Here is a 24,302-nt window from a genome sequence, read left to right as displayed (position 1 = left end):
ATCACTTATCCTCTTCAACCAGTCATACTTTTAAAACAGCACGTTCCCCAAAAATAACGAGAGGAACAAATAAAAAAAGTTATATTAATAACTACCTCTCACCCTTTTCATCATTTACTACAACAAAAAAGGCGAGCATCGAATTCACCTCGATGCTCGCCTTTTCATTTACACTGCTTTTTCTTTATCTGTTACCGCTGACTTATCCCAACACTCTGTATTCGTTAAACCAGGAATAGAATCTGCACTGAAGACTGGATCTTTCCCTTGTTTCTTTTGCCTTACATAGTCTGCTAATGCTGCATACGCAAATCGGCCAAGAAGTGTAATCGCAATTAAGTTCGTGATTACCATTAGACCCATAAATAAGTCTGCCATATTCCATACAACTTGAAGCGTCGCAACAGAACCGAATAATACCATTCCAACTACCGCAATACGGTAAATTGTTAACCACGTTTTGCTTTGCTTAATGAATTCAATATTTGTTTCACCATAATAGTAGTTTCCTAGAAGTGAACTAAATGCAAATAAGAAAATAATAATCGCTAAGAAACTGCTCGCCCATGGGCCAATTTGTGAACTTAATGCATTTTGTGTTAATTCAATACCTTCTAAATTCGTTGCTTTATACGCACCAGAACATAGTACGATAAATGCTGTTGATGTACACACTAAGAATGTATCTACTAATACTCCAATCGTTTGAATAAAACCTTGTTTTGCTGGATGCGTTACATCAGCTGTTGCTGCCGCGTTCGGCGCACTACCCATACCTGCTTCGTTCGCAAATAATCCGCGCTGAATACCATATTTCATCGCAGCACCGATACCGCCACCTACAGCTGAATCTAAACCGAATGCACCTTTAAAGATTTCCGTAAACACATCTGGTATTAAATAGAAGTTTTTAATGACAACAAAAACCGCTACTGCAATATAAATAAGCGCCATTGGTGGAACAATCATTTCCGACATACGTGCAATACTTTTTACACCACCAAAAATAATAACCCCAACTAATGCAGCTAATACAATACCAACAATATAACGCTCTAAGCCAAATGCATTTTCAAACGCTAATGTTACTGTATTTGCTTGTACTGAGTTGAAAATTAAACCGTAACTAATTGTAATCAGAATAGAGAACCAAATCCCCATCCAACGTTTATTTAAACCTTTTTCCATATAATAAGCAGGACCACCACGGAAGCCACTGCCATCTTTTATTTTATAAATTTGCGCAAGCGTACTTTCTACGAAACTTGAAGACGCACCGATAATCGCAATAACCCACATCCAAAATACAGCCCCAGGTCCTCCCATAGAAATAGCTAACGCTACACCAGCTAAGTTCCCGATACCAATACGAGCTGCAGAACTCATACAAAATGCTTGGAACGATGATACGCTGCCCTTTTTACGTGTCTTGCCAGTTAGTCCATCACTCATTAAACGAATCATTTCCCCTAAATGAGTAAGTTGTACGAATTTTAATTTAATAGAAAAATAAAGCCCTAAACCAATTAACATTGCAATAAGAATATATGACCAAAGAATCGTATTCGTTGATGAAACGAATTGTTCCAAAATATTCATACAATTAACCCCTCCTTTTCTCCATAAAACGAATTATATTTAAAAAACATTCAAAAATCAACATTTTTCGACAATTTGCAATTTCCAAATATTAGCCAAGCGCGAAGTAACAATATCTTTATGACTCTCCTCCCTCTAACTGTGCATACTAAAACAAAAAATAAATCTACAAACTACCCCATTGACAAAAACACCAACCTGTAACTATAATGATTACAACAGGTTGTAACAAACTTAATTACAATACATTCATTCACTTTCAGATATACAATTTAACAAAACACTTTGGAGGGATTTATTATGAAAATCGGAATTATCGGAGCAACTGGTAAAGCAGGAAGTCGTATTTTAAAAGAAGCATTAGATCGTGGACATGAAGTAACTGCAATCGTAAGAAACGCTGCAAAAATTACAGAAGAAAACGTAAAAGTTTTAGAAAAAGACGTATTTTCTCTTACATCTAACGACCTACAAGCATTCGACGTAGTTGTAAATGCATTTGGCGCTCCAGCAGGACAAGAACACCTTCACGTAGATGCAGGAAACGTACTAATTGAAGCTATGAAAGGTACACCTAATACAAAATTACTTGTAGTTGGTGGCGCTGGAAGCTTATTTGTAGACGAAGAGAAAACAACACGTGTATTTGAGACACCAGGTTTCCCAGGCGAATACCTTGCAACAGCTCAAAACCAAGGTAAAAACTTAGAAATCTTACAACAAACAAACGATATTACTTGGACATTCATCAGCCCTTCTGCACTATTTGCATTAGGAAAACGTACTGGTTCTTACAAAGCTGGCAAAGACAATCTTCTTGTGAACGCAAAAGGTGATAGCTACGTAAGTTACGAAGACTTCGCAGTTGCAGCACTTGATGAAATCGAAAACCCAAAACATGTAAACGAACGCTTCACAGTAGTTTCTGAAGCTGAATAATAAAAAAGCTCGTAAAACCATTATGTTTTACGAGCTTTTTCTTATTATTGCACTTGCTCTAATCCATTTTGAGTAATCTTAAAGAATATTTCTTGCCCCTTCATCGCATCCTCTTTTTTAACTAACTCATTCTTTTTGTACCAATTCAAACGACTCGGTTCCGCATGGTATACTTTCAGTACATCTCCATACTCAAATGCCGTTCCATTTACTTGCCCAGCAAAATTCTTTGAAGTCTCTTGTCCTTCTGCCGTTACATGCTTCTTCTCTTTTCCATTTTTATCATAAATCGTAAGTCCTATATACTGTTCATTTACAAAACGATAATGTATTTCATCATCGGTAAATGTCGCATGTAATTTCTTTTCTTCATTATTTAACGTAACGATTGAACGTGTTACATTAGCTACACCTTGATATACTATACTATCTCCATATGTTACTTCTAATGAAACTTCCGTCACTTTCTTATTTCCAAAGCGATCTTTCGTTTCTACTTTTACTTTTTGTTCACCAATTTTTGTTGTATTCGGTTTTTCTACAAAACCAATTACTTCTCCGTCTTTTACTTGAACAAAGTTTTTGGCATCTAATTTATCAGTGTTTGTTCCGATTACTACTTTTTGCGGTACAGTTGTTACTTCTTGCTTAGCTTCCATTCTTTCAAAGCCGTTTTCAGTAATTTTGAAGACTAGTTCCTTTATCTCTTTATTCTTTCCTTCTCCCGCATATACATCTTTTTTGTACCAGTGTAAGCGTGAAGATTCAGCATGATACACTTTCACCACATCTCCATATTCAAACGCTAGTCCGTTTATTTCCTTAGCAAAAGCTTCTGTACTCTCCAGCCCTTTTACCTCTATATTTTTCTTCTCTTTTCCCTCTCTGTTGTACAGAGTGAATGCAAAATACTTCTCATCTCCAAAATAATCATGAATCAAATTACTCGTATCCGTCGCACTCATTTTTTTCGCATCATGATGTAACGTTACAATTGATTTCATATCGTCACCACCATAGCTTAACCCATATACAAGTAAGCTATCTCCATATGTTACTTCCAGGAGAACTTCCGTCACTTGCTTATTTCCAAAGCGATCTTTCGTTTCCACTTTTACTTTTTGTTCACCGATTTTTGTCGTAATTGGTTTTTCTACAAATCCAATTACTTCTCCACCTTTTACTTGAACAAAATCTTTTGCATTTAATTTTTCAACTTCTGTCCCAATTACTACTTTTTGCGGTACTACGGTTACTTCTTGTTGAGCTTCCATTCTCTCGAAACCTTGCTCTGTCACTTTAAAGATCACTTCATGAACACCATACTGTGTATCCACTAGTTCATTATTTTTATATACTTTAAATCTATCAAACTCTTTTTGATATACTTTTACTATATCTCCATATTCAAACGTCATTTCGTTGAATTGTTCCGCAAATCCTTTTGTATTTTCAGATGCTTTTACTGATAGAGTTTTCTTCTCTTTTCCATCTTTATCGTATACAGTCATCGCCATATACTTCTCATCTGCAAATGAAGTATGCATTGGACCTTCTGAATCTGTTGTACTGAATTTCTTTTCTTCATGATTTAACGTGACAACCGATTTAATATTTGTTCCTCCATAACTTGTACCGAAGAACATAATACTATCACCGTAAATCACTTCTAATGGAACTTCTGTCACCTTTTTATTACCAAAGCGATCTTTCGTTTCCACTTTTACTTTTTGTTCACCAATTTTTGTCGTAATTGGTTTTTCTACAAATCCAATTACTTCTCCATCTTTCACTTGAACAAAATCTTTTGCTTCTAATTTTTCAACGTCAGTTCCAATAACTACTTTTTGTGGTACTGCTGTTACTTCTTGCAACATATCCATTTTCTCGAAACCTTTTTCTGTCACTTTAAAGAATAGTTCTTTTGTTCCTTTTTTCTCACCTTGACCAGTAAGAGTATTATTTTGATACCATTTCAAACGATCTGGTTCTGCATGGAATACTTTCACTACATCTCCATACTCAAACTGCGTACCATTCACTTGTTCTGCAAAGTTTTTTGAAGTTTCTTGTCCTTCTGCTGTTACACGTTTTTTCTCTTTTCCTTCTCCATCATATAACGTGATTCCCATGTATAGCTCTTTATTAAAATACTTATGAATCTGGCTATTCATATCAGTCACATGGAATTTCTTCTCATCATGCTTTAACGTTACCACTGAAGCAATATCATTGTTATATCCTGTATATGCAATGCTATCTCCATAAACCACTTCTAATGGTACTTCTGTTACTTGCTTATTTCCAAAACGATCTTTCGTTTCTACTTTGGCTGTTTGTTTTCCGATTTTCGTTGTAGTTGGCTTTTCTACAAAGCCAATTACCTCTCCGTCTTTCACTTCAACAAAGTTTTTCGCTTCTAGCTTTTCTACTTCTGTTCCGACTACTACTTTTTGTGGTGATGCTATTACTTCATGTAAACTATTTTTTAATTCAAATCCTTGTGGAGTGATTTTGAAAAACTTCTCTTTTTTATTTCTATTCTCTGTAGAATTTACCAATTTTCCGCTTTGATACCAACTAAAGCGATCTGGTTCCGCATGAAATACTTTCACAATATCTCCATATTGAAATTCAATCTCTTTCAATTGCTCAGCAATTTTTTCTGAACTTTCTTGCCCCTCTACAGAAATATTTCTCTTTTCATTACCTTCTTTATCGTATACTGTAACCTCTACATACTTTTCGTTTTCAAATCGATCATGAAGTGCATTAACACTGAAATCAACATCAATTTTCTTCTCATTATGAAGGAGCGTTATAACAGAATTCACTTCATCATCAAAACCTTTAACTACCATAGCATCCCCATAACGAGTATTGACTGGAACAGTTATTACATTCTTATTCCCTTTATTATCCTCAATTTCTACTAATACTTCCTGTTTTCCATCCTCTAATTTAGACCATATAATCTTACCTGTTACTTTTACATTTTCACCTAAATTTTGAACAAGTTTATTTGCTTGTTCTTCATCAAAATCCGTACCAAATAAAAGGTTTTGCACCTCACTTGATGGTTCACCGTATGGAATTGTGTAAGCTTCAACTTGCTTTTCACGAATATCATTACTATCTGTAGCTTTCCATATTTCTTTTTCTAATTTAGGTAAATTTAATTTTTCTATTTTTTCTCTAGTCTTATCACTTGGAGTTAATCCCCATTCTTTAAAGAATGGAACTAAATTTTGTCCTGCCACTTTTGATGTCATATAAACAAACATTTGCTTTTTCTCTTCATCAGAAGTAGGTACTTCCTCCTTAGGTAACATACGATAAGCTTGATGCAATCTCGGGTAAAAATGCTCTCCGTAAACTACATTTAATTGCCAAAACATTGTAAGAGGATCAAATTTATCAATTATTCTTTCTTCTATAGGTTTCTCTAAATACTCAAATGACTTTTTATAGTGCTCATCCATTTCTAATTCATTCCCTAATGCCTTTTGCACAATTAAAGAATAAATATTAACCGTTACTTCTCTCACCTTAGACCATTTCCACGGTTCTTGCTGATGTAAATGACCAACTTCATGCCACGGTCCCCATCCATCCTTCTCAAGTACCTCTATATCTAAAACTCTATTCATTGCAGTTGGAATATACCCTGTATGATAATGTTTCGCAAACATAAAGTCCCCTTTAGCAGGCTTCCGTTTTTCAACAAACTGAACATAATGAGTTGGAGATTTTGCAACTCCAGCACCGTCCTCATATAATCCTGCCGCTGCATTTTCCAAACGAATAATCTTATCATGCAATTTCATTAAATCTGTTGGATCCGTATTCTTCATATATTTCTGCACAGAATCGTAAGTAGTAGTAATTAAGCTTCTCTCACCTTTTAATTCAACTGCATAAGGGGCCTTATATTTTTTTAACATTTCATCCCAATCTTTTTTCGTATGCTTCCCTAAAATAAACAAAGGAATATGGCTACCACCATTCGTAACTGAAGCTGTTACTTCCCCTCCATTATTCATATTATAAAAATATAAAATACCGCCTCTTGGAGATGAGATAACGTTTTTCCCTGGTTTTAGATTAAATTCTTCTGGATCCTTTTCATCATAAGATCTCGTTCCTATGAAACCTTGGATAGACTGTGTTCCTTTTATATCAATTGTAATCTCTTCATTTGGCTCCGCATAAATTCCAGTCGGCTCATTGGTAGAAAATTTCCAAGTTCCTCTTAAGCGCTCATGTTCTGCATCTACACTACCTTTACCCGGCAACTGAAATACTTTCTGCTCAAATTTATTCTCTTTACTCTCTTCCAACTGCCCGCCCTTATTCTCTTCCAAAGGTGCGGCATATCCTTTCGATGCTTCGAAAGCTACTGGTGATAATAATGTAGATATACATATACCAGCTACTAATACCCTACTCGTCTTTTTCTTCGACATAATCTGTGTCCCCTGTTCCTTTATTTAGAGAAACTATCCTATATATCCATTTAATAAGAAATCCTATTATTTTTATAAAAACATTTAATGAATAGACTAACACCTCGCGCACCTGTATCAATTACTACCGCATTCCTCCCTATGTATTCGCTTTCTTACATTGTAAAATTTTTATGTAATATGCCCTCCTCACTTCTCTCTATTTGTGATGAGTTCTCTTCGTACATAAAAAGAGAATAGTAAAAGATACACTTTAGTATTGTCATCTATACATCTAAAAATAAAAATAGTAATAGAATCTTATATTTTCTTCATATATGACCATCTATAGGTAGTTTTTCCAACTGAATTGTACACGCTTTACACTTTGTTTGATAGCCTCTCCAATTAGAATAATGTTACAATTTTGTGAATAAAATCCGTTGATTGTAACGTTTAGATTTTGTTATATCTTATTATTTTAAAATACTTTTTAAAACGTTGAAATAGTGTTTCACTTGATTAATTATTATCTTGGTATATCTTTAAAGAATCCATATAGAAAAAGCATTGGCACACGCCAATGCTTTTTCATTATCTTTTTTGATTCGGTTTATGTGGCTCATTTGGAGTATACGGTTTATTTGGCGTCTGTGGCCCTTCTGGTTTCTTCCAACTTACCGCTAACTCTGGACTTGTTTTTTCTTCACTACGCTCAAGTAATACTACTGCATTTTGAATAGTCGGTGTACCTTTATGCGCAATTCCTTGTAGTTTCGTTAAATTTCCTGATACTTTAAAGCTAAATCCACCAGCTGGCGTTTGTTTCGGAATTAAAATGCGGAACTTCTCTCCTACATTAAATTCTGTTTTTGTTTCGCCTTTTTCATTTGCAAATTTCACGCCCGCTGGTGCACCTGTTGCTTGCACTTTATACGTTCCGCTTTTTGCATTTGTTTCTACCGTATATAAACCTGTTTCAAAGAAATCATTTTTTAATACTGCTTCTTGTTCTTCTGTAGGAGTTACACTCATCGTAATTTCTTGTAGCTCTTCGCTAGCGTTTGCTTTTGCAACGATATCTTTTGTTACTTTCTCTACATTTTTATTTCGGAAATCTAAATCATTAACATCAATTTGTTTTAACGCATTCCATACTGCAAGCTGCGTTGCGTAATGCGCCTCTCTCCAATCAGATACTCCTAATTCTTGTGGGCTCTTTTGTGGATATCCATTCAACAGTACACGGTACACATTAATATCCACTTTACCCATTTCTGGTAAATCTTGACCACTCGGAGATTTTAAATCTACATTTAAGCAAAATGCAATTTTTCCATCTGCCGTTTTAATAAGTTCTGTTCGAATTGGTTTCTTCTTTGACTTACTATAACTCCAATTCATTTCATACTTTGTATGATCCATAACTTCTGCGAATGCTTTTTGAAGTGGGAATAATACAAATAAGACACTTAAAAACATAGCTAAAAGTTTGAACGATTGCTTTATATTCATGTTTACAGCCCCTTAATAACAAACTTAATACTAAGTAGTATTTAATTAGAAAATATTTTTATGCAAAAAAAAGAGCGCATAAAAGCACTCTTTTTTCTTTCTTACTTTAATCTTAGAAATCGAAGTTATCAGGATCTGGACCAACGCGGTGATTTTGGTTTAACGCATCGATTTTTTCCATGTCTTCTTTTGTTAATTCAAAGTTAAATACATCAGCATTTGCAATAATACGGTGTTCTTTCGTTGATTTTGGAATTGTAATTACTCCGTTTTGAAGATCCCAACGTAAAATAACTTGAGCTGTTGTTTTACCGTGTTTCTCAGCAATCTCTTGTAATGTTTCGTTATCTAATAATTGACCTTGCATTAGTGGTGACCATGCTTCCATTTGAATACCTTGTTCTTTACAGAAAGCTTGTAGTTCTTTTTGTGTTAAACGAGGGTGGTATTCTACTTGGTTAATCATTGGTTTAATTTCTGCATCTTTCATTACATCTTGTAAGTGATGGATTTGGAAGTTACTTACACCAATTGCACGTACGCGCTTTTCTTTATAAAGTGTTTCTAGCGCTCTCCATGTATCTTTATATTTTCCTTCTGAAGGCCAGTGAACAAGATATAAATCTAAATAATCTAGTCCTAATTTTTTTAGACTCTCTTCGTATGCAGCGATTGTTGTTTCATATCCTTGATCTGCGTTCCATACTTTTGAAGTGATGAATAATTCTTCTCTTGAAATACCAGTCGCTTCAATACCTGCACGGATTCCTTCACCTACAGCTTTTTCATTTCCGTAAATTGCAGCTGTATCGATGCTACGGTATCCTGCTTTAATCGCTGATTTTACAGCTTCTACAAGTTCTGGTCCTTCTTCTACTTTAAATACACCTAAACCGAACCAAGGCATTTCTACACCATTATTTAATACTGTTTTACTTTGTAAGTTTTTCATTTTATTTTCTCTCCTTTTATTTTACTTGATCTCTTTTTTCTAATGTCATGCTCCATGCTGTTAAAATCACAGCACCTACTACCATAAGACCGCCTACCCAAGCAGTATGGATTAATCCTAACGAATTCGTTACAAGGCCACCTATATAAGAACCTAAAGCGATTCCTCCGTTAAATGCGGCAATATTAATTGCTGAAGCAACATCAACCGCACTTGGAACAAAGCGCTCTGCCAATATAACTACATATACTTGTAGCCCCGGAACATTCATAAATGCGAATAGTCCCATGAAAATAATTGTGATTAATCCAGCTACTTTAAATGGCGCTGTAAATGTTAAAACAAATAATATAATCGCTTGAATAAGGAACATGTAAAATAGCGCTCGGATCGGATTATGATTCGATAATTTTCCGCCGACCATATTCCCTATCGCAATGGCAATTCCATACACTAATAAAATGATGGTAACGGTACTTGCTTCAAATCCTGTTACTTCTTGTAATAGGGGTGATAAATAAGTAAATGTTACGAATGTACCACCGTATCCAAGTGCAGTAATAATGAAAACAAGTAACAGTCTTCCATTTTTAATTAGTTTAAATTGATCACGAAACGATACAGGTACACCATTTTTTAAATTAGATGGGACCAATATACTGTTTGCGATGAAAGCAATAATTCCAATTACAACAATCGCCATAAATGACGCTCTCCAGCCAAACTCTTGACCGATAAATGTTCCAATTGGCACACCAGTAATAGTCGCAACTGTTAATCCAGTAAACATAATCGCAATTGCGCTAGCACGTTTATTTTCTGGTACGATTGCAGCCGCAATTGTAGATCCTATCGACATAAACACACCGTGTGCAAATGCAGCTACAATCCTTGCGATAATTAATACAGTGAAGCTTGTTGCAACAGCCGCAATGCCATTACCAATAATGAAAATAACCATAATCCACATTAATAATGTCTTTCGCGACATACTAGCCGTTAACGCTGTTAAAACAGGAGCTCCTACTGCCGCTCCTAACGCATATAAGGAAACCGTTAAACCAGCTGTTGTAACCGACACATTTAAATCTTTTGAAATAGATGGTAGTAAACCGACACTAATAAACTCGGTCGTACCAATCCCAAATGCACTAATTGCTAGTGCTAATAAAGCAAACATACTTCTTCGACTCGTCTGAGCTTCCGAAGATGGTACTGTATATGAACTCAATTGAATTCCTCCTTATTACAAGAAATCCAATCATAATAGTGTGATAAAAAGGCCCTTTTATCTTCTAAAAAATATATTTCATACTTACAAATGCTATTATGAATGGTTTCATTCCTTTTTTGAAGAACGCACTTTAAAGTACGATAGGCACTAAAAAGTAACATAGTCACTTTTCGGTACCGTACTACTCATTTGCCTCTTACATGTGCTATTATGAAACATATTTAACATAATAAAAAGTACGTACTTTAAAGTGCTATAGGTACTAAAAAGTAACATTTGTATTATTAAACTTACTTTACTCAAAAAGGGAGGGTTTCATATGAAGAAATACAATATTCCTGTAGAGGCGACTTTAGAAGTTATCGGCGGCAAATGGAAAGTTGTTATTCTTTGTCACTTAACGAAAGGTACAAAGAGAACGAGTGAATTAAAACGCTCAATGCCTGGTATTACACAAAAAATGTTAACGCAGCAATTACGTGAATTAGAAGACGACGGTGTTATTCAAAGAAAAGTATACAACCAAGTCCCACCGAAAGTAGAATATTCTCTTACCGACTACGGTTGGTCTTTAGAATCCATTCTTGATTCTCTTTGTTCTTGGGGTGAATGCCATCTTGAAAAAGAAGGTAACACATCGATGCTAATTGCGGAAGGTGAATAATAGGAAAAAGGAAAAAACGAACATGAATTTGTTCGTTTTTTCCTTTTTTTCTATATATATATGTACATTTCTAACTGAAACAAAATATTTTATACGCTTTCATACCTTGTCAGCACTACGTTATACACTCAATATCAAATAATTAGGAATCATTTTTATGTTAACATAGGTGTATATAGTATATAATATAGGATATATATTATATACACTTTCCGGTAACGGAGCTTTTCCATTATGCGGACAAGCCATATATCGGACAGTTCATAAATAATAAGTAAGACGTTATGGTTTTAGATTTATGTTTGCAGCTTACTTGCTGTCATAAATTTAAAGGCATTTTATTGTGTTTTGTGAAACTTTGCATAAAGTTTCGTAAACGTTTACTATCTTACTTATAAAAAATAAGAGTATTGCTATCGTAAAGGAGAATTGGAGATGCCAGAAACTATGACTCAAACAAAGCCAGAACAAGAAACTGTACAAATTTCTGCTAGCCAAGGACAACTTGATGTACTTGATCAGTTGTTAAAACCTGAGGTACAAGAATCATTAACAACACTAGTAGAACAGCTTCCAAAATTAACTGAGCTTGTTAACATTTTAACTAAGTCTTATGACTTCGCTCAAACTGTTGCTACTGATGAAGTATTAAAAAGCGACACTGTTGGTGCAATTACAGAGCTTGTAGAACCTGTAAAAGATACAGTGAAAAGCATGGCTGCAACTGCAATCGAAGCGAAAGATCGTGCTGACGAAAGCAACGAAGTTATCGGCCTATTCGGTCTGTTAAAATTACTAAAAGATCCACAAGCACAAAAAATGTTCCGCTTTGTGAACGCATATCTTCAAATTAGTGCAGAACGTAACAATAAATAATTTAACTTATAACAACAATTAGTAAAGACGGGGGATATCATACTATGTCAAAACAAATTGTCATCTTAGGCGCTGGTTATGGCGGTCTTCTTGCCGCTTTAAACGTACGTAAATATTACAGCAAATCAGAAGCACAAGTTACAGTGATTAACCAATACCCAACACACCAAATCATCACTGAATTACACCGCCTTGCAGCTGGTAACGTGTCTGAGCAAGCAATTGCAATGCCACTTACAAAGCTTTTCAAAGGTAAAGATATCGATCTTAAAATTGCAACAGTTGAGTCATTCTCAGTTGATAGCAAAGAAATCAAACTAGCTGGCGGCACTACTTTATCTTACGATGCACTTGTAGTTGCTTTAGGAAGTAAAACTGCTTACTTCGGTATTCCAGGACTAGAAGAAAACAGCATGGTATTAAAATCTGCTGCTGATGCAAACAAAATCTACAAACACGTTGAAGACCGTATTCGTGAATACGCGAAAACGAAAAACGAAGCTGATGCTACAATCGTAATCGGTGGTGGCGGATTAACTGGCGTTGAGCTAGTTGGTGAGCTTGCTGACATTATGCCTAAACTTGCAAAAAGCCACGGCGTAAATCCAAAAGAAGTTAAACTTCTTCTTGTTGAAGCAGGTCCAAAAATCCTTCCAGTATTACCAGACCACTTAATCGAACGTGCAACTACTAGCCTAGAAGCACGCGGCGTTACATTCTTAACTGGTCTTCCTGTAACAAACGTTGCTGGCAATGAAATCGACTTAAAAGACGGTCAAAAACTTGTTGCTAACACATTCGTTTGGACAGGTGGCGTTCAAGGTAACCCATTAATCGGTGAATCAGGTCTTGAAGTTAACCGTGGACGTGCAACAGTTGATGCATACCTACAATCTACTTCTCACAAAGACGTATTCGTTGCTGGAGACAGCGCTGTTGTCTTCTCTCCAGACGGTCGTCCATACCCACCAACTGCACAAATCGCTTGGCAAATGGGTGAGTTAATTGGATACAACTTATACGCAGCACTAGAAGGCAAAGCATTCGAAGAGTTCGCACCTGTAAACTCTGGAACACTTGCTAGTCTAGGACGTAAAGATGCTGTTGCTACAATCGGAGCAAGCAATACTCCACTTAAAGGTCTACCAGCATCATTAATGAAAGAAGCAAGTAACGTTCGTTACTTATCACACATTAAAGGTCTATTCAGCTTAGCTTACTAATCTGAATATAAGCCCGAATCATGCCCTGCATGGTTCGGGCTATTTTTTATCCGTAATTTTCTCTAATTTATTTATTCGGCAAAAGAATAATATAACCCTTTTAATTATCTAAATTTACTGATTATTTTATGTCTAAATTGTGTATATGAAAAGAGTGAAAGCATCTTCTTTCCTTCCACTCTTCCACAAAAACTATTATCCCAATTTCACTAAGCTATAGTTCTTCTTTCCTTTACGGATAATAATAAATCTTCCATCAAACGAGTTTTCTACAGTAACATCTATACCCACATCTGTTACTTTCTCGCCATTCATAGATATAGCTCCATTATTAATATCCTCACGCGCTTGTCGTCTAGATGGTTCAATTCCTAAATCAACTAGCCACTCTACAATATTTTTCGTCTCTTTTGAAGACTGGAATGTCGGCATCTCTTTAAAGCCTTGTTCAATTTCATCAGCTGTTAACGATTTAATATCTCCGCTAAATAACGCTGCTGTAATTTTCTCAGCTTGTAATAACGCCTCTTCTCCATGAACGAATTTCGTCATTTCTTCTGCTAATACTTTTTGCGCTTCACGTTTATGAGGCTCTGTTTCTACCTTCGCTGCTAATTCATCAATACGCTCTTTCGTTAAGAACGTAAAGTATTTCAAGTATTTAATTACGTCACGGTCATCTGTATTTACCCAGAACTGGTAAAATTCAAACGGTGTCGTTTTTTCAGGATCAAGCCAAACCGCACCACCCGCTGATTTACCAAACTTCGTACCGTCCGATTTTAATAATAACGGAATCGTTAATCCGAATACTTTCGCCTCATGACCTTCTAACTTACGAATTAAATCTAAACCACTCGTAATATTTCCCCATTGGTCACTACCACCAATTTGAAGTTGAACATCCTCTTTCGTGTATAAATGATGGAAATCCATTGCTTGCAAAATTTGGTACGTGAATTCCGTGAAAGAAATACCTGTATCCAAACGGCTTGCTACAATATCCTTCGCTAACATGCTATTGATGCTAAAGTTTTTCCCGTAATCACGTAAAAACTCAATAATATTTATTTCATGTGTCCAATCATAGTTATTTACCATCTTCACTTCGCTATTTCCACCAAAATCAAATAGCTTTTTCATTTGTGCTGTTAACGCATCTACATTATGTTGAACCACTTCTAACGTTTGAAGTTGACGCTCTGATTGTCGTCCACTCGGATCACCAATTGTTCCTGTTGCCCCGCCAATTAAAATAACAGGATGATGACCAGCTAATTGGAATCTCTTCATCATCATAAACGGAATCAAATGTCCGATATGCATACTATCACCAGTCGGATCAACTCCGCAGTATAGTGAAATCTTTTTCTCTTCTACTAGCTTACGTAAGCCTTCTTCGTCAGTCTGCTGATTAACGGCGCCGCGCCATTCTAATTCATCAATAATATTCATCTTTTGTCATCCCCTTTATTTTTTAAAAACAAAAAAGCCCCTATGTCTACGATAGACATAGGGACGATTATTCACCGTGTTACCACCCAGTTTGCATAAATAGCATAGCTACTCATACCACTCTTAGCAATAATATCGATTGCTAGTCCGCTTAGCATTACCTAAGATACTCCAGAGTGTAATTCGCAAGTTTGTTTGTGCTAGGTTCCAGCAACCCCTAGCTCTCTCGTTAACAGTGACAAACTGCTACTGGGCTCTTTCAACGTATGTTATTTGTTAAATTATTAGCATTATATTGAATTGAAAACAAATTGTCAACAATATCCAAATATTATTTTTAAATAATTCATATCTTCATACGTATTTCGTTATTCCTTATCTTCTCCAATAATCCTTACTTCTCGCTCTAACTTCACGCCAAATTTCTCTTCAACTGTCTTTTGTACGAAGTGAATTAAATCGATGTAATCTTGTGCTGTTCCGTTATCAACATTCACCATAAATCCAGCGTGTTTTAAAGAAACTTCCACTCCACCAATTCGCTTACCTTGTAGTCCTGAGTCTTGAATTAACTTACCAGCAAAGTTATTTGGTGGACGCTTAAATACGCTACCACATGAAGGATATTCTAGAGGCTGTTTTGACTCACGTTTAAACGTTAAATCGTCCATTTTGGCTTTAATTTCTTCATGTACACCTTCTTCAAGTTCAAATCTCGCTTCAAGAATAATGTAATGGTTGTTAGCAAATACACTCTTACGATATCCAAATTCAAATGCTTCTTTCGTCAAAGTACGTAGTTCTCCATCACCTGTCATTACAACAGCTTCTGTTAACACAAAAGATACTTCACCACCGTAAGCACCAGCATTCATATATAACGCTCCGCCAACTGAACCTGGAATACCACAAGCAAACTCAAGACCCGTTAAGTTATGGTCTAAAGCAATACGTGATACGTCAATAATTGCTGCACCACACTGTGCTACAATCGTCGTTCCTGTTACAGTAACACCTGTAATATGAATTAAACTTACTGTAATCCCGCGAATTCCACCATCTTTAATAATGACATTCGATCCATTTCCTAAAAACGTAACTGGAATATTATATTCGTTCGCATATTTGATAACTTCTTGAATTTCATCATAATTTGTAGGCGCAACAAAAACATCTGCTTTTCCACCAACTTTAATATGCGTATGATTCTTTAACATTTCATCTTGTTTAACATGTCCTTCAGGCAATACCGTACTTAAATATTTATAAACCTCTTGCATATTCATTTTACGATTCCTCTATTTCTATATTCATTTTATCCCGTTATACGGGCCCATAATATCCCCACGTACATGAAAGAACCTAAAGTGGTGGATACAGTGTACCCAAAATCAATTCGAGACACCTATAAACCTCTTAATTTATAAGAGGTGCCACTCATATTAAAATATATATTGCATAATAAAGCAACCCAAATGGACTACTAAACTTGACATGTCATCAGAAAGACAACAATTTGTAAAATATGTGACTTTTTCAAAACACTATCCCTCAGTATCTTACTATACCATACAAAAAGAAAGTGGTATTTTTTTGTACTTTTTACTTTATTTACATCAATAAAAAAAGCACATCCGACAGAATGTGCTCTTTCTATACTCTTTATATTACTTTTCGTTCTCTTCTTTTTCTTTATCAAACCATAACAGCTCATCGTTATCAACTTCACCATTATAATTGATTAAAATTTCTTCTCCTGCTTTTATATCCTTATAAGCAAAGAAGTTAAACGTATGGTTCTCGAAGACAATATCATACGTTGCATTCGGTTTATATGAATGATTAAATAACATACCGTATCCTAAAAGGATTGCCGTATGATTGATCCCATACTCAAATGCGTAGTCAGCAAGTAACGTTTTCTCAATATGTTCATGCTGTTCATTTGGATAAGAGATAACTGGTGCTGCGTGTATCAACTCACCCTTTTTAATATCACGAGTTGCAAATACACCTCTATTAAATTCTCCATCACTAAGTTCAGAAGTCTTAACTTCGATCATATGCGTCACCTATATAATTCTTTCTTTGAAGTATTTTATTCCGCTATTTGCGGATAGCTTGATTAGTGAGGGCTAATAATCAGTATGTACTAGTCTCACTTTATCTCCTTAAGCTTGGCAGAAAACGCGCAGAAAAGCAATTAAATTCCTATCAAGTATTCATTTCAATGAAAAAAGAGCACATCATTTGTGCTCTTTCCAAGCAATATTACTTTTCTAAAATATCTTCTAACAACTTCACTTGCTCGCTAACAGTTTGTAACGTCTTCACTGACGTATCATTTCGATGTTTTTCTTCTTCCACACTCGCTAGCACTTCTTCTGTAGCTGTAGAAGTTTGCTGAATTACGTTAGAAGCATACGTAACATCCTTTACGATATTCGTCGTTTTAACGTGGAAACTTTCTTGATGAACAACAACCTCTCGCATTACTTCATTAATCGTATCAATAAACTTCCCTAAATCAGTTACGTTTGTTAAAACGCTTGCTAACATCTCGTTACATTCTTCTTGTACTCTTTCTGACTTCTCTACCTGCACTTCTACCTTACTTGCTTGATTACTAAACTCCTTCAAAATCCCTTGAATTCTTCCCGCAGAACGATTTGATTCTTCAGCAAGCTTTAACACTTCACTCGCTACAATAGCAAAACCTTTTCCATGCTCGCCTGCCCTCGCAGCTTCAATATTTGCATTTAAAGCTAGCAAACTCGTCTGACTTGAAATATTCGTTATTACATCTACAATTTCATTAATTTGTTTCGATTGCATCATTAAATCTCTAAATATAATTCCAGACTGTGAAACAACATCATTTAAACTTCTCATGTTAGTTTCAAAATTTCTTAGAGTATGTACACTACCTTTTGAAATTTCTAAGCTTTCATCCACACGAGCCGATGCAGTTCTTACTTGAGAGATGATTTGTTCAATATTTCCCTCCATATCATTCAATACTTCTACCGAACGATACATCATCTCTGATTGTGATTGCGTACCAACTGCCACCTCTTCAAAGGCAAAATTAATTTCACTCATCGATTCCATCGACGTGTTCATATTTTGTCTTAAATGATTGAAATTACTATCTAGTTTCACAACTGTTTCTTCAATAAGTCTTTGCGTCTCTTCTAACTCCTGAGCTTTTCTCATTACTTCTTGCTTCTCATCACTTAAACGAAGGAGCAGATTAGAACCGATTTTCGTGACGCCCCACATAGCGATTGTTACAATCGCTAACAAACTTGCGAAATTAGCAGCTTCAGATGAGGCTGTATAAGCAAAAAATTGCTCCGGCCAATAGCTACAAAGGATAAATGTGATCACAACAGCTACCCCGCCAAGAATTAAAATGAGGCGCTCACTTAAGTAAATAAGTGAAACAGCTAATGTAAAATAGACCATTTGAAATACAGCCGGGCTTTCATTAAAAGCTTGTACCATAATGTAAGACATTGTAAGCAACATAAATGTCATGATATATTTATACGCTGATTCCATACTTTTTATAAAAGTAAAAAGCGTTCCAAATACAACGACAGAAATACCACAAATCCAAAACGCTATTGCTCTCTCTGTAAAAATATATCCATAATACCCAATCGCGATTATCCCAAGGAAGAAACTACAAATCGTTATAAACAGTAATAAATGATTTTTCTGTGATTCTTTCTCAAGGTTAGAAAAACAAGTCCTCTTTAACCACTCCATATGAAGCCCCACCTTCTACTTATACATATCAATTACTTCAGTTTAAATACTGCACTCACTGGGTTATGATCGCTATTTTCAAACTTTAAATCTTTCCCTTGTACATTTACAATCTCTACATTCGGTGAAACGATAAAGCCATCAATAATAGTGACGAAATTTTCACCTTCTACATATTTCTTTACATCATCTCTCACAGTCATAACAGACGGATCTACAGCCCACTTAAAGCCACCATCCGTAAAGTCCTTCGGTAACTCTACTAACCACTCAGGGCGCTCTTTCACGAACTTCGGATCACTTAATTGAGCGTTCGAAACTAATTGATTCCAATCTCCGCCTATTATTACGTAATCACCATTTTCATAATGCTTGTTCATATATTCTTTTAAGTACTCTACTTGCTGTTTTCTAATTTTCCCGCCTTCATCATAAGCAGACAAATGTAAATTTACGAGTCTAACATGTTTCCCATTATTAACAGGAATTTTATATTCCACAATTGCTCGATCTAAATCAAACAAACGCTTTGGCCAAGGCTCCATTCCAGGAAGCTGGAACCTCTTCGCTTCTTGAACAGTGTATTTAGAAAACGTACTTAATCCAGCCTCCGCATAGCCCATTGGATTTGTTATTGGCACTGGAACCCATTTCGTATCGTAGTTCTTGCCAAATGATGAAACATAATCAGGTAATCCTTTTTTCAAAAATTCATGTTCATTTACATCAAATGAACGAAGTGACTTTATATCAACTTCTTGTAATAGCGCAAAATCACTATTCTCATTTTGTAAAAACGAAAGCATATTCTTTAAATTAGTTTCCGTTTGCTCTTTACTACTTGAACCAGATCCCTTTCCACCATCCATAAAGAAATCTTGATCCTTATCTAACCCAGCATATCCAATATTAAATGTTGTAACTTTAAATTCATTTCCAGTCGCTAATACGCGCTCCTTATTATTCTCCACCTTCAAGCTTGTAACATCAGCAGGCTGTTCTTTAGTAAGTGTCATATACGCTAGAAATCCTCCTACAATGCCCGCTACTACTAAAACACATATAAATACGATTTTAAAAAATTTCTTCAAATAAATGACTCCTTTTCACGTGAATTTATTTTTCTTTATTTTCAGTCAAATAAAATAAAACGACACACATAAGAAACATTTTATCATAATTAAAACCTTATATCACTATATTTAGTTGATAAGTAATCGATCCCATTTTAATTACTTAAAAAGCCTTCAGACATCAAAAAAAGAAACGTAACTACTCAGCTTAGTTAGGAAAAAAGCATGCCAAATACATGTTTTCAATTCGAAAACATGAAAAAGAAAATGCTCCAATAAGAGAAATCATCTATATCAAATAGAGGAATTCTCTTATGAAGTCGTGCTATTCCAAGGAACCGTTCCGGTTTCTATAACCTGGCCTATTGCTTGTAAGACAGATTGTTTTTGTTTTTTCATGGTACTCATAAAGCTTCGTATTTGACAAAAAGATTCTGCGCCTTCCTTACTTCGGAAAGTCCCAGACACTTTTTGTTTTACTTTCGTCATTCGAATATCCCGTTCCGCTTGATTGTTGTCAAATGGAATGTCTGGATGTTCTAAAAATGCTAGAATCCTGTCAGCATATTTGACGAAGCGATTCCATAAATTTTGAGCAGGCGTCTGCTTTCTTTGCTTTTTTAATTTTGCAGAAAGGACTGGTTGTTCTTTCAATATGGATTGATAGACGGTAAACAGATGCTGTTGCTTCGCTTTTGACAGGCTTCCTTTGTATTCTTTTTTTAACGTTAAAGCTTGCGTTAGAAATTCCTGCATCTGTTGTGCCCATTTTTGTCCCGTACTATCTATAATTCCTTGCAAATCTCGTAAGAGATGGGCATTACATAATACATGACGACAATCTATATACGCATCATACGATTTCCAGCCATCATGTATCGCAATTCCAGAAAAAGACGGTAAGATTTCTCCAGCATCCATTGCTTCTTTTCCGCGTTTTTGATGAATATGTTGCAATGTCACCTCCGGTGTACTGGCAGTATGTAACCATTGTGTTTTATTTTCTACTCGCATACCAGTTTCATCAAAATGGACAACAGGAGACTGAAGAATCTTTTCTTTTACGTCTTGAAGAAATGGATGCAATTGAGATGAAAAAGCATGGGTATGATTGACTAACGTTCCTTCGCTGATAGCATGCCCAAAACAATCTTGAAAGAATTCTTTTGTTCGCTTCAAAGAAAGACACTGATAATGCGTTAAATAGGGAATCAGTCTTTTTACATTTGGACCGTATTGAACAGGACGAGATACTGTAGAAGGAAACTGAGCTTCTTGGATGGCATGGCAATGTGGACATTCTTTCTGTTCTACTTTATGTTCTGTTACTTTTATCTGAATAGGTGGTAAATCATACACTTGGCGAATGCGGTATCCATTTACAGGCTCATGGTCCAAAGAAGTATGACAACAAGTACAATATGTAGGAGAATACGTAATTGTATGATCTGGAGTCGCTGTCAAACTAAGGGTATGTCCTTTGTGGCCCAACTGGCCACCAGTTTGACGATGCGATGATTTTCGTAAACTTTTTGTAACAGGCTTACGCAAACCATCTGTAGAAGGTGGCTTATGACTATTTTGGGAGTTTTTTTTAGAACGATTTTCTAATTCTTCTATACGTCCTTTTAAATCCTGTATTTGGTTTTCTAAATCATGAACGAAATCGCAAATAGCCTGTGGTCCCTTTTGAAAGACAGCTAGAATATCTTGTTTTTTCAACACAACGATCACCTCCTAGTCTGATATATCTAGTATTCACACAAAAAATACATATCAGACTAGTAAATGAAAAAAGCCTCCGTGAGGAAGCTGAGTAGTTACAAAGAAACGTTACACCCACCTCCTCACTGGAAATTAAACGGTATATTTAGTACACTATATGTAATAATCATAGGCGATGGAGTTCGCCATAAACGCTGCTTAGCTAATGACTCCTACCAGTATAGATACTGGTAGGAGTCTATTTTTTTGAGCAAGCTATTTAAAGAGGTGAGAAAATTGATTTATATTATCGTTGGCATTGCTGGTATATTAGGAGCTCTTTCTCGTTATTATTTAGGTCTAAATATCAACACATTTTGGCATCATTCATTTCCATTGGCAACATTACTCATTAACTTAATCGGTTGCTTCTTCTTAGCGTGGCTAACTACTTATATCGCTCGGCTAAACATCTTACCTTCAGAGGTTATCACAGGCATCGGGACTGGATTCATCGGTTCCTTTACGACTTTTTCAACATTTAGTGTAGAAACTGTGCAATTGATCAATCATTCTGAGTGGAGCATAGCCTTCTTATATGTATCATGTAGCATACTTGGTGGCCTCATTATGTCTGGCCTTGGCTATACACTTGGAGATTTCTTAATTAAGAAATCTCTTACGGAAGGTGATTACTCATGATAGAAGCCTTATTAGTCGCAACAGGAGGATTTTTCGGTGCGATTACACGATTTGCAATTAGCAATTGGTTTAAGAAAAGAAATAAAACACAATTTCCAATTGCTACATTCCTTATTAATATAACAGGGGCGTTTTTACTTGGATATATAATTGGCAACGGAGTCACTACAGGCTGGCAACTATTATTAGGTACTGGATTTATGGGCGCATTCACTACATTTTCTACGTTTAAATTAGAATCTGTTCAGCTTCTCAATCGTAAAAAACTATACATCTTCCTTTTATATTTAAGTGCTACTTACATAATTGGTATCCTCTTCGCATTCCTTGGGATGAAGCTAGGTGGAATATAAAAAAAGCGACTCTATTGAGTCGCTTTCTTTCATAAGAAATATGTCCCGCCATATGGAATGGAAAATAAACCAGCTGGATGTACATCATAATGTACAATTTGCATCGGAAGTTGTGAATACGGCATATACTGACTTTGCATCATTTGTGCAAAATATGCTTGTTGTTGCATTTGAATAGCTTGATTCATAGCATGAATTGTCCCCTGTGCCCCAGCCAGTGTAATAGCTGCTCCTACTTGTCTTCCATTATAAAAATGATGATTCATCATGATTCATCTCACTTATTCTTTTTCTTCCATATGGTATGTTTCTATTTCATAGTAAGTGTTTTGTCCCTATGGGTTGCCCCTATCTATTGCCCTTTTTTAGCTTGGAAGTAATAAATCCAAATAATAATACACCAATACCACTAAGGAACAATATATAACTTATCGGTACTAGGAAAAAGAAAGGTTCTTCAAGGAATCCATCCGCTCCTACTTTACTGTTTGAAGCATGTATAGTTAAAGAAATAATCGCTAAAATCATTAAAGAAATAGCTACTACGTATTTATTTTTTATCATATACTCTCCTTTAATTCTCACTGATTTCATTACCATCATAATACGCCTGAAATTATTAAAAATCAATAATTTTTTATTGTTTTACAATAAAAAATGTTTTTCACATCACAAAAAAGCTACAGATAATATTTTATCTATAGCTCTTCCAATCGGTTATTTTGTGCCAAAGTATGCCTTTTGGAACATACACATTCTTATTGCATTATGATAGTTACCATCAACGAAAAACTCATCGATAAGCTCACCTTCTATCATAAACCCAACTTTTTTATAAACATGTACTGCTTTTTCATTTTCCTTATCTACAACTAAATAAATCTTATGCATATTTAGTACGGAAAAAGCGTAATCCATTGCTAAACGCGTCGCATCCACTGCATAACCATATCCTTGATAATTCGGATCAATAATAATTTGGAATTCTGTTCTACGGTGAATATAATCGATTTCTACTAACTCAACTAATCCAACCATTTCATTGTCTTTCTCAACGATAAATCGGCGTTCACTTTGATCATGTATATGTTTATCATATAAGTCTTGCAGCTCCACAAATGCCTCATAAGGCTCTTCAAACCAATAAGACATAATATGTGCATTATTATTAAGTTCGTGTACAAACTTTAAATCTTCTCGCTCTAATGGACGTAACTTCAATTCCTGATTCATTCCTATAACCTCCAAGTAAAAGAAACCTCTTCACTTAATTTCTCAATTTTTTTCGATTTCAAACGCCCTAATTTCATTGTAAACTTTCAAGCAACTTGAAGGTCAAGATGAAAAAAGTAGTGCAAACTTACGTCTGCACTACTACTCTTTTCTCAAATCTCTCATATTCGATATGTATAAAGCAATAACTAAAACAAGAATTGCTCCTGCGTATAATAACGTCTCCATCGGTTCCTCATGAGACACAATAATTAATCGAATTAAAGCCGTAATTCCGATATAAATAAAATAACGTAACGGGAAATGATAATTCGATTTAAAATACTTAATAATTAATGCAATGAACTCGAAGTATAAGAAATAGACGATGATACTTTCAACCAATTTATAAGACGTATACTCTTTTGACGAAAAAATATACTGCACAAACGTGATCGTCTCATTCACTAAGAAAATTGATAACACAATGGATAATATAATTAAAGCTATATTTAATATCCATTGCAAAACACTAGCTATAACATGATCGATATTAAATGACTTCATTTTCTCTTTAGACTC

The 24,302-nt window shown here is 35.3% G+C and carries 21 protein-coding genes, 1 riboswitch and 1 other annotated feature; of the genes, 6 read left to right on the top strand and 15 right to left on the bottom strand.

The window, feature by feature from the left end; all coding sequences use genetic code 11:
* Positions 1–168 precede the first annotated feature (168 nt).
* Entirely contained in the window at positions 169–1,599 is a 1,431-nt protein-coding gene (locus CQ064_RS13185; RefSeq protein WP_001022953.1) for an alanine/glycine:cation symporter family protein, read from the bottom strand.
* Between the two features lie 300 nt (positions 1,600–1,899).
* On the opposite strand from CQ064_RS13185, the gene CQ064_RS13180 reads away from it, so the two are divergent.
* On the top strand, positions 1,900–2,538 hold the full coding sequence (locus CQ064_RS13180) for an NAD(P)-dependent oxidoreductase (protein WP_000689909.1): 639 nt from the start codon (positions 1,900–1,902) through the stop codon (positions 2,536–2,538).
* A gap of 44 nt (positions 2,539–2,582) precedes the next feature.
* Here CQ064_RS13180 and CQ064_RS13175 read toward each other — a convergent pair whose 3' ends face one another.
* From CQ064_RS13175 to CQ064_RS13155, 4 genes are all read right to left on the bottom strand, one after another.
* Complete coding sequence (locus tag CQ064_RS13175; protein WP_000038391.1) at positions 2,583–7,004, bottom strand: putative mucin/carbohydrate-binding domain-containing protein; 4,422 nt, start codon at positions 7,002–7,004, stop codon at positions 2,583–2,585.
* 573 nt (positions 7,005–7,577) lie between these two features.
* Entirely contained in the window at positions 7,578–8,498 is a 921-nt protein-coding gene (locus CQ064_RS13165; protein WP_001022535.1) for a thioester domain-containing protein, read from the bottom strand.
* Between the two features lie 112 nt (positions 8,499–8,610).
* On the bottom strand, positions 8,611–9,450 hold the full coding sequence (locus tag CQ064_RS13160) for an aldo/keto reductase (protein ID WP_000793561.1): 840 nt from the start codon (positions 9,448–9,450) through the stop codon (positions 8,611–8,613).
* 16 nt (positions 9,451–9,466) lie between these two features.
* Positions 9,467–10,630: an MFS transporter gene (locus tag CQ064_RS13155; RefSeq protein WP_003272282.1), complete on the bottom strand. Its 1,164-nt coding sequence runs from the start codon at positions 10,628–10,630 to the stop codon at positions 9,467–9,469.
* A gap of 373 nt (positions 10,631–11,003) precedes the next feature.
* Here CQ064_RS13155 and CQ064_RS13150 point away from each other — a divergent pair, with 373 nt between their 5' ends.
* The 3 genes from CQ064_RS13150 to CQ064_RS13140 all read left to right on the top strand — a co-directional run bounded on the left by CQ064_RS13150 (position 11,004) and on the right by CQ064_RS13140 (position 13,447).
* Positions 11,004–11,348, top strand: a complete 345-nt coding sequence (locus tag CQ064_RS13150; RefSeq protein ID WP_000760481.1) for a winged helix-turn-helix transcriptional regulator — start codon at positions 11,004–11,006, stop codon at positions 11,346–11,348.
* 435 nt (positions 11,349–11,783) lie between these two features.
* On the top strand, positions 11,784–12,224 hold the full coding sequence (locus tag CQ064_RS13145) for a DUF1641 domain-containing protein (protein ID WP_001115309.1): 441 nt from the start codon (positions 11,784–11,786) through the stop codon (positions 12,222–12,224).
* Positions 12,225–12,268: 44 nt separating this feature from the next.
* Positions 12,269–13,447, top strand: a complete 1,179-nt coding sequence (locus tag CQ064_RS13140) for an NAD(P)/FAD-dependent oxidoreductase (RefSeq protein ID WP_000043199.1) — start codon at positions 12,269–12,271, stop codon at positions 13,445–13,447.
* 195 nt (positions 13,448–13,642) lie between these two features.
* On the opposite strand, the gene tyrS is transcribed toward CQ064_RS13140, so the two are convergent.
* The 6 genes from tyrS to tnpC form a co-directional block, all read right to left on the bottom strand.
* On the bottom strand, positions 13,643–14,902 hold the full coding sequence (tyrS, locus tag CQ064_RS13135; protein ID WP_001021094.1) for a tyrosine--tRNA ligase: 1,260 nt from the start codon (positions 14,900–14,902) through the stop codon (positions 13,643–13,645).
* Between the two features lie 56 nt (positions 14,903–14,958).
* Positions 14,959–15,174, bottom strand: a binding site (T-box leader).
* Positions 15,175–15,270: 96 nt separating this feature from the next.
* Complete coding sequence (murB, locus tag CQ064_RS13130) at positions 15,271–16,188, bottom strand: UDP-N-acetylmuramate dehydrogenase (RefSeq protein ID WP_001057105.1); 918 nt, start codon at positions 16,186–16,188, stop codon at positions 15,271–15,273.
* Positions 16,189–16,569: 381 nt separating this feature from the next.
* Positions 16,570–16,965 carry an SET domain-containing protein gene (locus CQ064_RS13120; protein ID WP_000573647.1) on the bottom strand — a complete coding sequence of 132 codons (396 nt, stop codon included), beginning with the start codon at positions 16,963–16,965 and terminating at the stop codon, positions 16,570–16,572.
* Positions 16,966–17,173: 208 nt separating this feature from the next.
* On the bottom strand, positions 17,174–18,676 hold the full coding sequence (locus CQ064_RS13115) for a DUF4077 domain-containing protein (RefSeq protein ID WP_000455088.1): 1,503 nt from the start codon (positions 18,674–18,676) through the stop codon (positions 17,174–17,176).
* 32 nt (positions 18,677–18,708) lie between these two features.
* Entirely contained in the window at positions 18,709–19,767 is a 1,059-nt protein-coding gene (locus CQ064_RS13110) for an endonuclease/exonuclease/phosphatase family protein (RefSeq protein ID WP_000713105.1), read from the bottom strand.
* Between the two features lie 294 nt (positions 19,768–20,061).
* The gene (gene tnpC, locus CQ064_RS13105; protein WP_003272278.1) at positions 20,062–21,483 is read right to left on the bottom strand and encodes an IS66 family transposase; all 1,422 of its coding nucleotides are present in this window, start codon (positions 21,481–21,483) and stop codon (positions 20,062–20,064) included.
* A gap of 153 nt (positions 21,484–21,636) precedes the next feature.
* A riboswitch (Fluoride riboswitch) is annotated at positions 21,637–21,696 on the top strand.
* 54 nt (positions 21,697–21,750) lie between these two features.
* Here tnpC and crcB (CQ064_RS13095) point away from each other — a divergent pair.
* Complete coding sequence (gene crcB / locus CQ064_RS13095; RefSeq protein WP_000639312.1) at positions 21,751–22,155, top strand: fluoride efflux transporter CrcB; 405 nt, start codon at positions 21,751–21,753, stop codon at positions 22,153–22,155.
* Positions 22,152–22,508, top strand: coding sequence for a fluoride efflux transporter CrcB (gene crcB / locus CQ064_RS13090; RefSeq protein ID WP_000568581.1), 357 nt, complete (start codon positions 22,152–22,154; stop codon positions 22,506–22,508). The genes crcB (CQ064_RS13095) and crcB (CQ064_RS13090) overlap by 4 nt, the downstream gene beginning before the upstream one ends.
* A 29-nt stretch (positions 22,509–22,537) precedes the next feature.
* Here the strand turns inward: crcB (CQ064_RS13090) and CQ064_RS13085 are convergent, their stop codons facing one another.
* From CQ064_RS13085 to psiE, 4 genes are all read right to left on the bottom strand, one after another.
* Positions 22,538–22,777 carry a DUF3947 family protein gene (locus tag CQ064_RS13085; RefSeq protein ID WP_000980930.1) on the bottom strand — a complete coding sequence of 80 codons (240 nt, stop codon included), beginning with the start codon at positions 22,775–22,777 and terminating at the stop codon, positions 22,538–22,540.
* Positions 22,778–22,856: 79 nt separating this feature from the next.
* Entirely contained in the window at positions 22,857–23,108 is a 252-nt protein-coding gene (locus CQ064_RS13080) for a DUF3955 domain-containing protein (RefSeq protein ID WP_000245181.1), read from the bottom strand.
* Between the two features lie 117 nt (positions 23,109–23,225).
* Positions 23,226–23,741, bottom strand: coding sequence for a spermidine N1-acetyltransferase (gene speG / locus CQ064_RS13075; RefSeq protein ID WP_001071090.1), 516 nt, complete (start codon positions 23,739–23,741; stop codon positions 23,226–23,228).
* A 141-nt stretch (positions 23,742–23,882) separates the two neighbouring features.
* The gene (psiE, locus tag CQ064_RS13070; RefSeq protein WP_000834709.1) at positions 23,883–24,287 is read right to left on the bottom strand and encodes a phosphate-starvation-inducible protein PsiE; all 405 of its coding nucleotides are present in this window, start codon (positions 24,285–24,287) and stop codon (positions 23,883–23,885) included.
* Positions 24,288–24,302: the final 15 nt, after the last annotated feature.

Source organism: Bacillus sp. MYb78 (genome assembly GCF_002975115.1).
GTDB classification, from domain to species: Bacteria; Bacillota; Bacilli; order Bacillales; family Bacillaceae_G; genus Bacillus_A; species Bacillus_A cereus.
This window is presented reverse-complemented; position numbering and strand designations above follow the sequence as displayed.

Coding starts and splice junctions, on each gene's coding strand:
- CQ064_RS13145 (WP_001115309.1), top strand. CDS start 11,784: ATGCCAGAAACTATGACTCAAACAAAGCCAGAACAAGAAACTGTACAA.
- CQ064_RS13085 (WP_000980930.1), bottom strand. CDS start 22,777: ATGATGAATCATCATTTTTATAATGGAAGACAAGTAGGAGCAGCTATT.
- CQ064_RS13115 (WP_000455088.1), bottom strand. CDS start 18,676: ATGGAGTGGTTAAAGAGGACTTGTTTTTCTAACCTTGAGAAAGAATCA.
- CQ064_RS13180 (WP_000689909.1), top strand. CDS start 1,900: ATGAAAATCGGAATTATCGGAGCAACTGGTAAAGCAGGAAGTCGTATT.
- CQ064_RS13080 (WP_000245181.1), bottom strand. CDS start 23,108: ATGGTAATGAAATCAGTGAGAATTAAAGGAGAGTATATGATAAAAAAT.
- CQ064_RS13140 (WP_000043199.1), top strand. CDS start 12,269: ATGTCAAAACAAATTGTCATCTTAGGCGCTGGTTATGGCGGTCTTCTT.
- CQ064_RS13175 (WP_000038391.1), bottom strand. CDS start 7,004: ATGTCGAAGAAAAAGACGAGTAGGGTATTAGTAGCTGGTATATGTATA.
- crcB (WP_000568581.1), top strand. CDS start 22,152: ATGATAGAAGCCTTATTAGTCGCAACAGGAGGATTTTTCGGTGCGATT.
- CQ064_RS13185 (WP_001022953.1), bottom strand. CDS start 1,599: ATGAATATTTTGGAACAATTCGTTTCATCAACGAATACGATTCTTTGG.
- murB (WP_001057105.1), bottom strand. CDS start 16,188: ATGAATATGCAAGAGGTTTATAAATATTTAAGTACGGTATTGCCTGAA.
- CQ064_RS13165 (WP_001022535.1), bottom strand. CDS start 8,498: ATGAATATAAAGCAATCGTTCAAACTTTTAGCTATGTTTTTAAGTGTC.
- speG (WP_001071090.1), bottom strand. CDS start 23,741: ATGAATCAGGAATTGAAGTTACGTCCATTAGAGCGAGAAGATTTAAAG.
- CQ064_RS13160 (WP_000793561.1), bottom strand. CDS start 9,450: ATGAAAAACTTACAAAGTAAAACAGTATTAAATAATGGTGTAGAAATG.
- CQ064_RS13155 (WP_003272282.1), bottom strand. CDS start 10,630: ATGTTTGCTTTATTAGCACTAGCAATTAGTGCATTTGGGATTGGTACG.
- psiE (WP_000834709.1), bottom strand. CDS start 24,287: ATGAAGTCATTTAATATCGATCATGTTATAGCTAGTGTTTTGCAATGG.
- CQ064_RS13120 (WP_000573647.1), bottom strand. CDS start 16,965: ATGATCGAAGTTAAGACTTCTGAACTTAGTGATGGAGAATTTAATAGA.
- CQ064_RS13150 (WP_000760481.1), top strand. CDS start 11,004: ATGAAGAAATACAATATTCCTGTAGAGGCGACTTTAGAAGTTATCGGC.
- tyrS (WP_001021094.1), bottom strand. CDS start 14,902: ATGAATATTATTGATGAATTAGAATGGCGCGGCGCCGTTAATCAGCAG.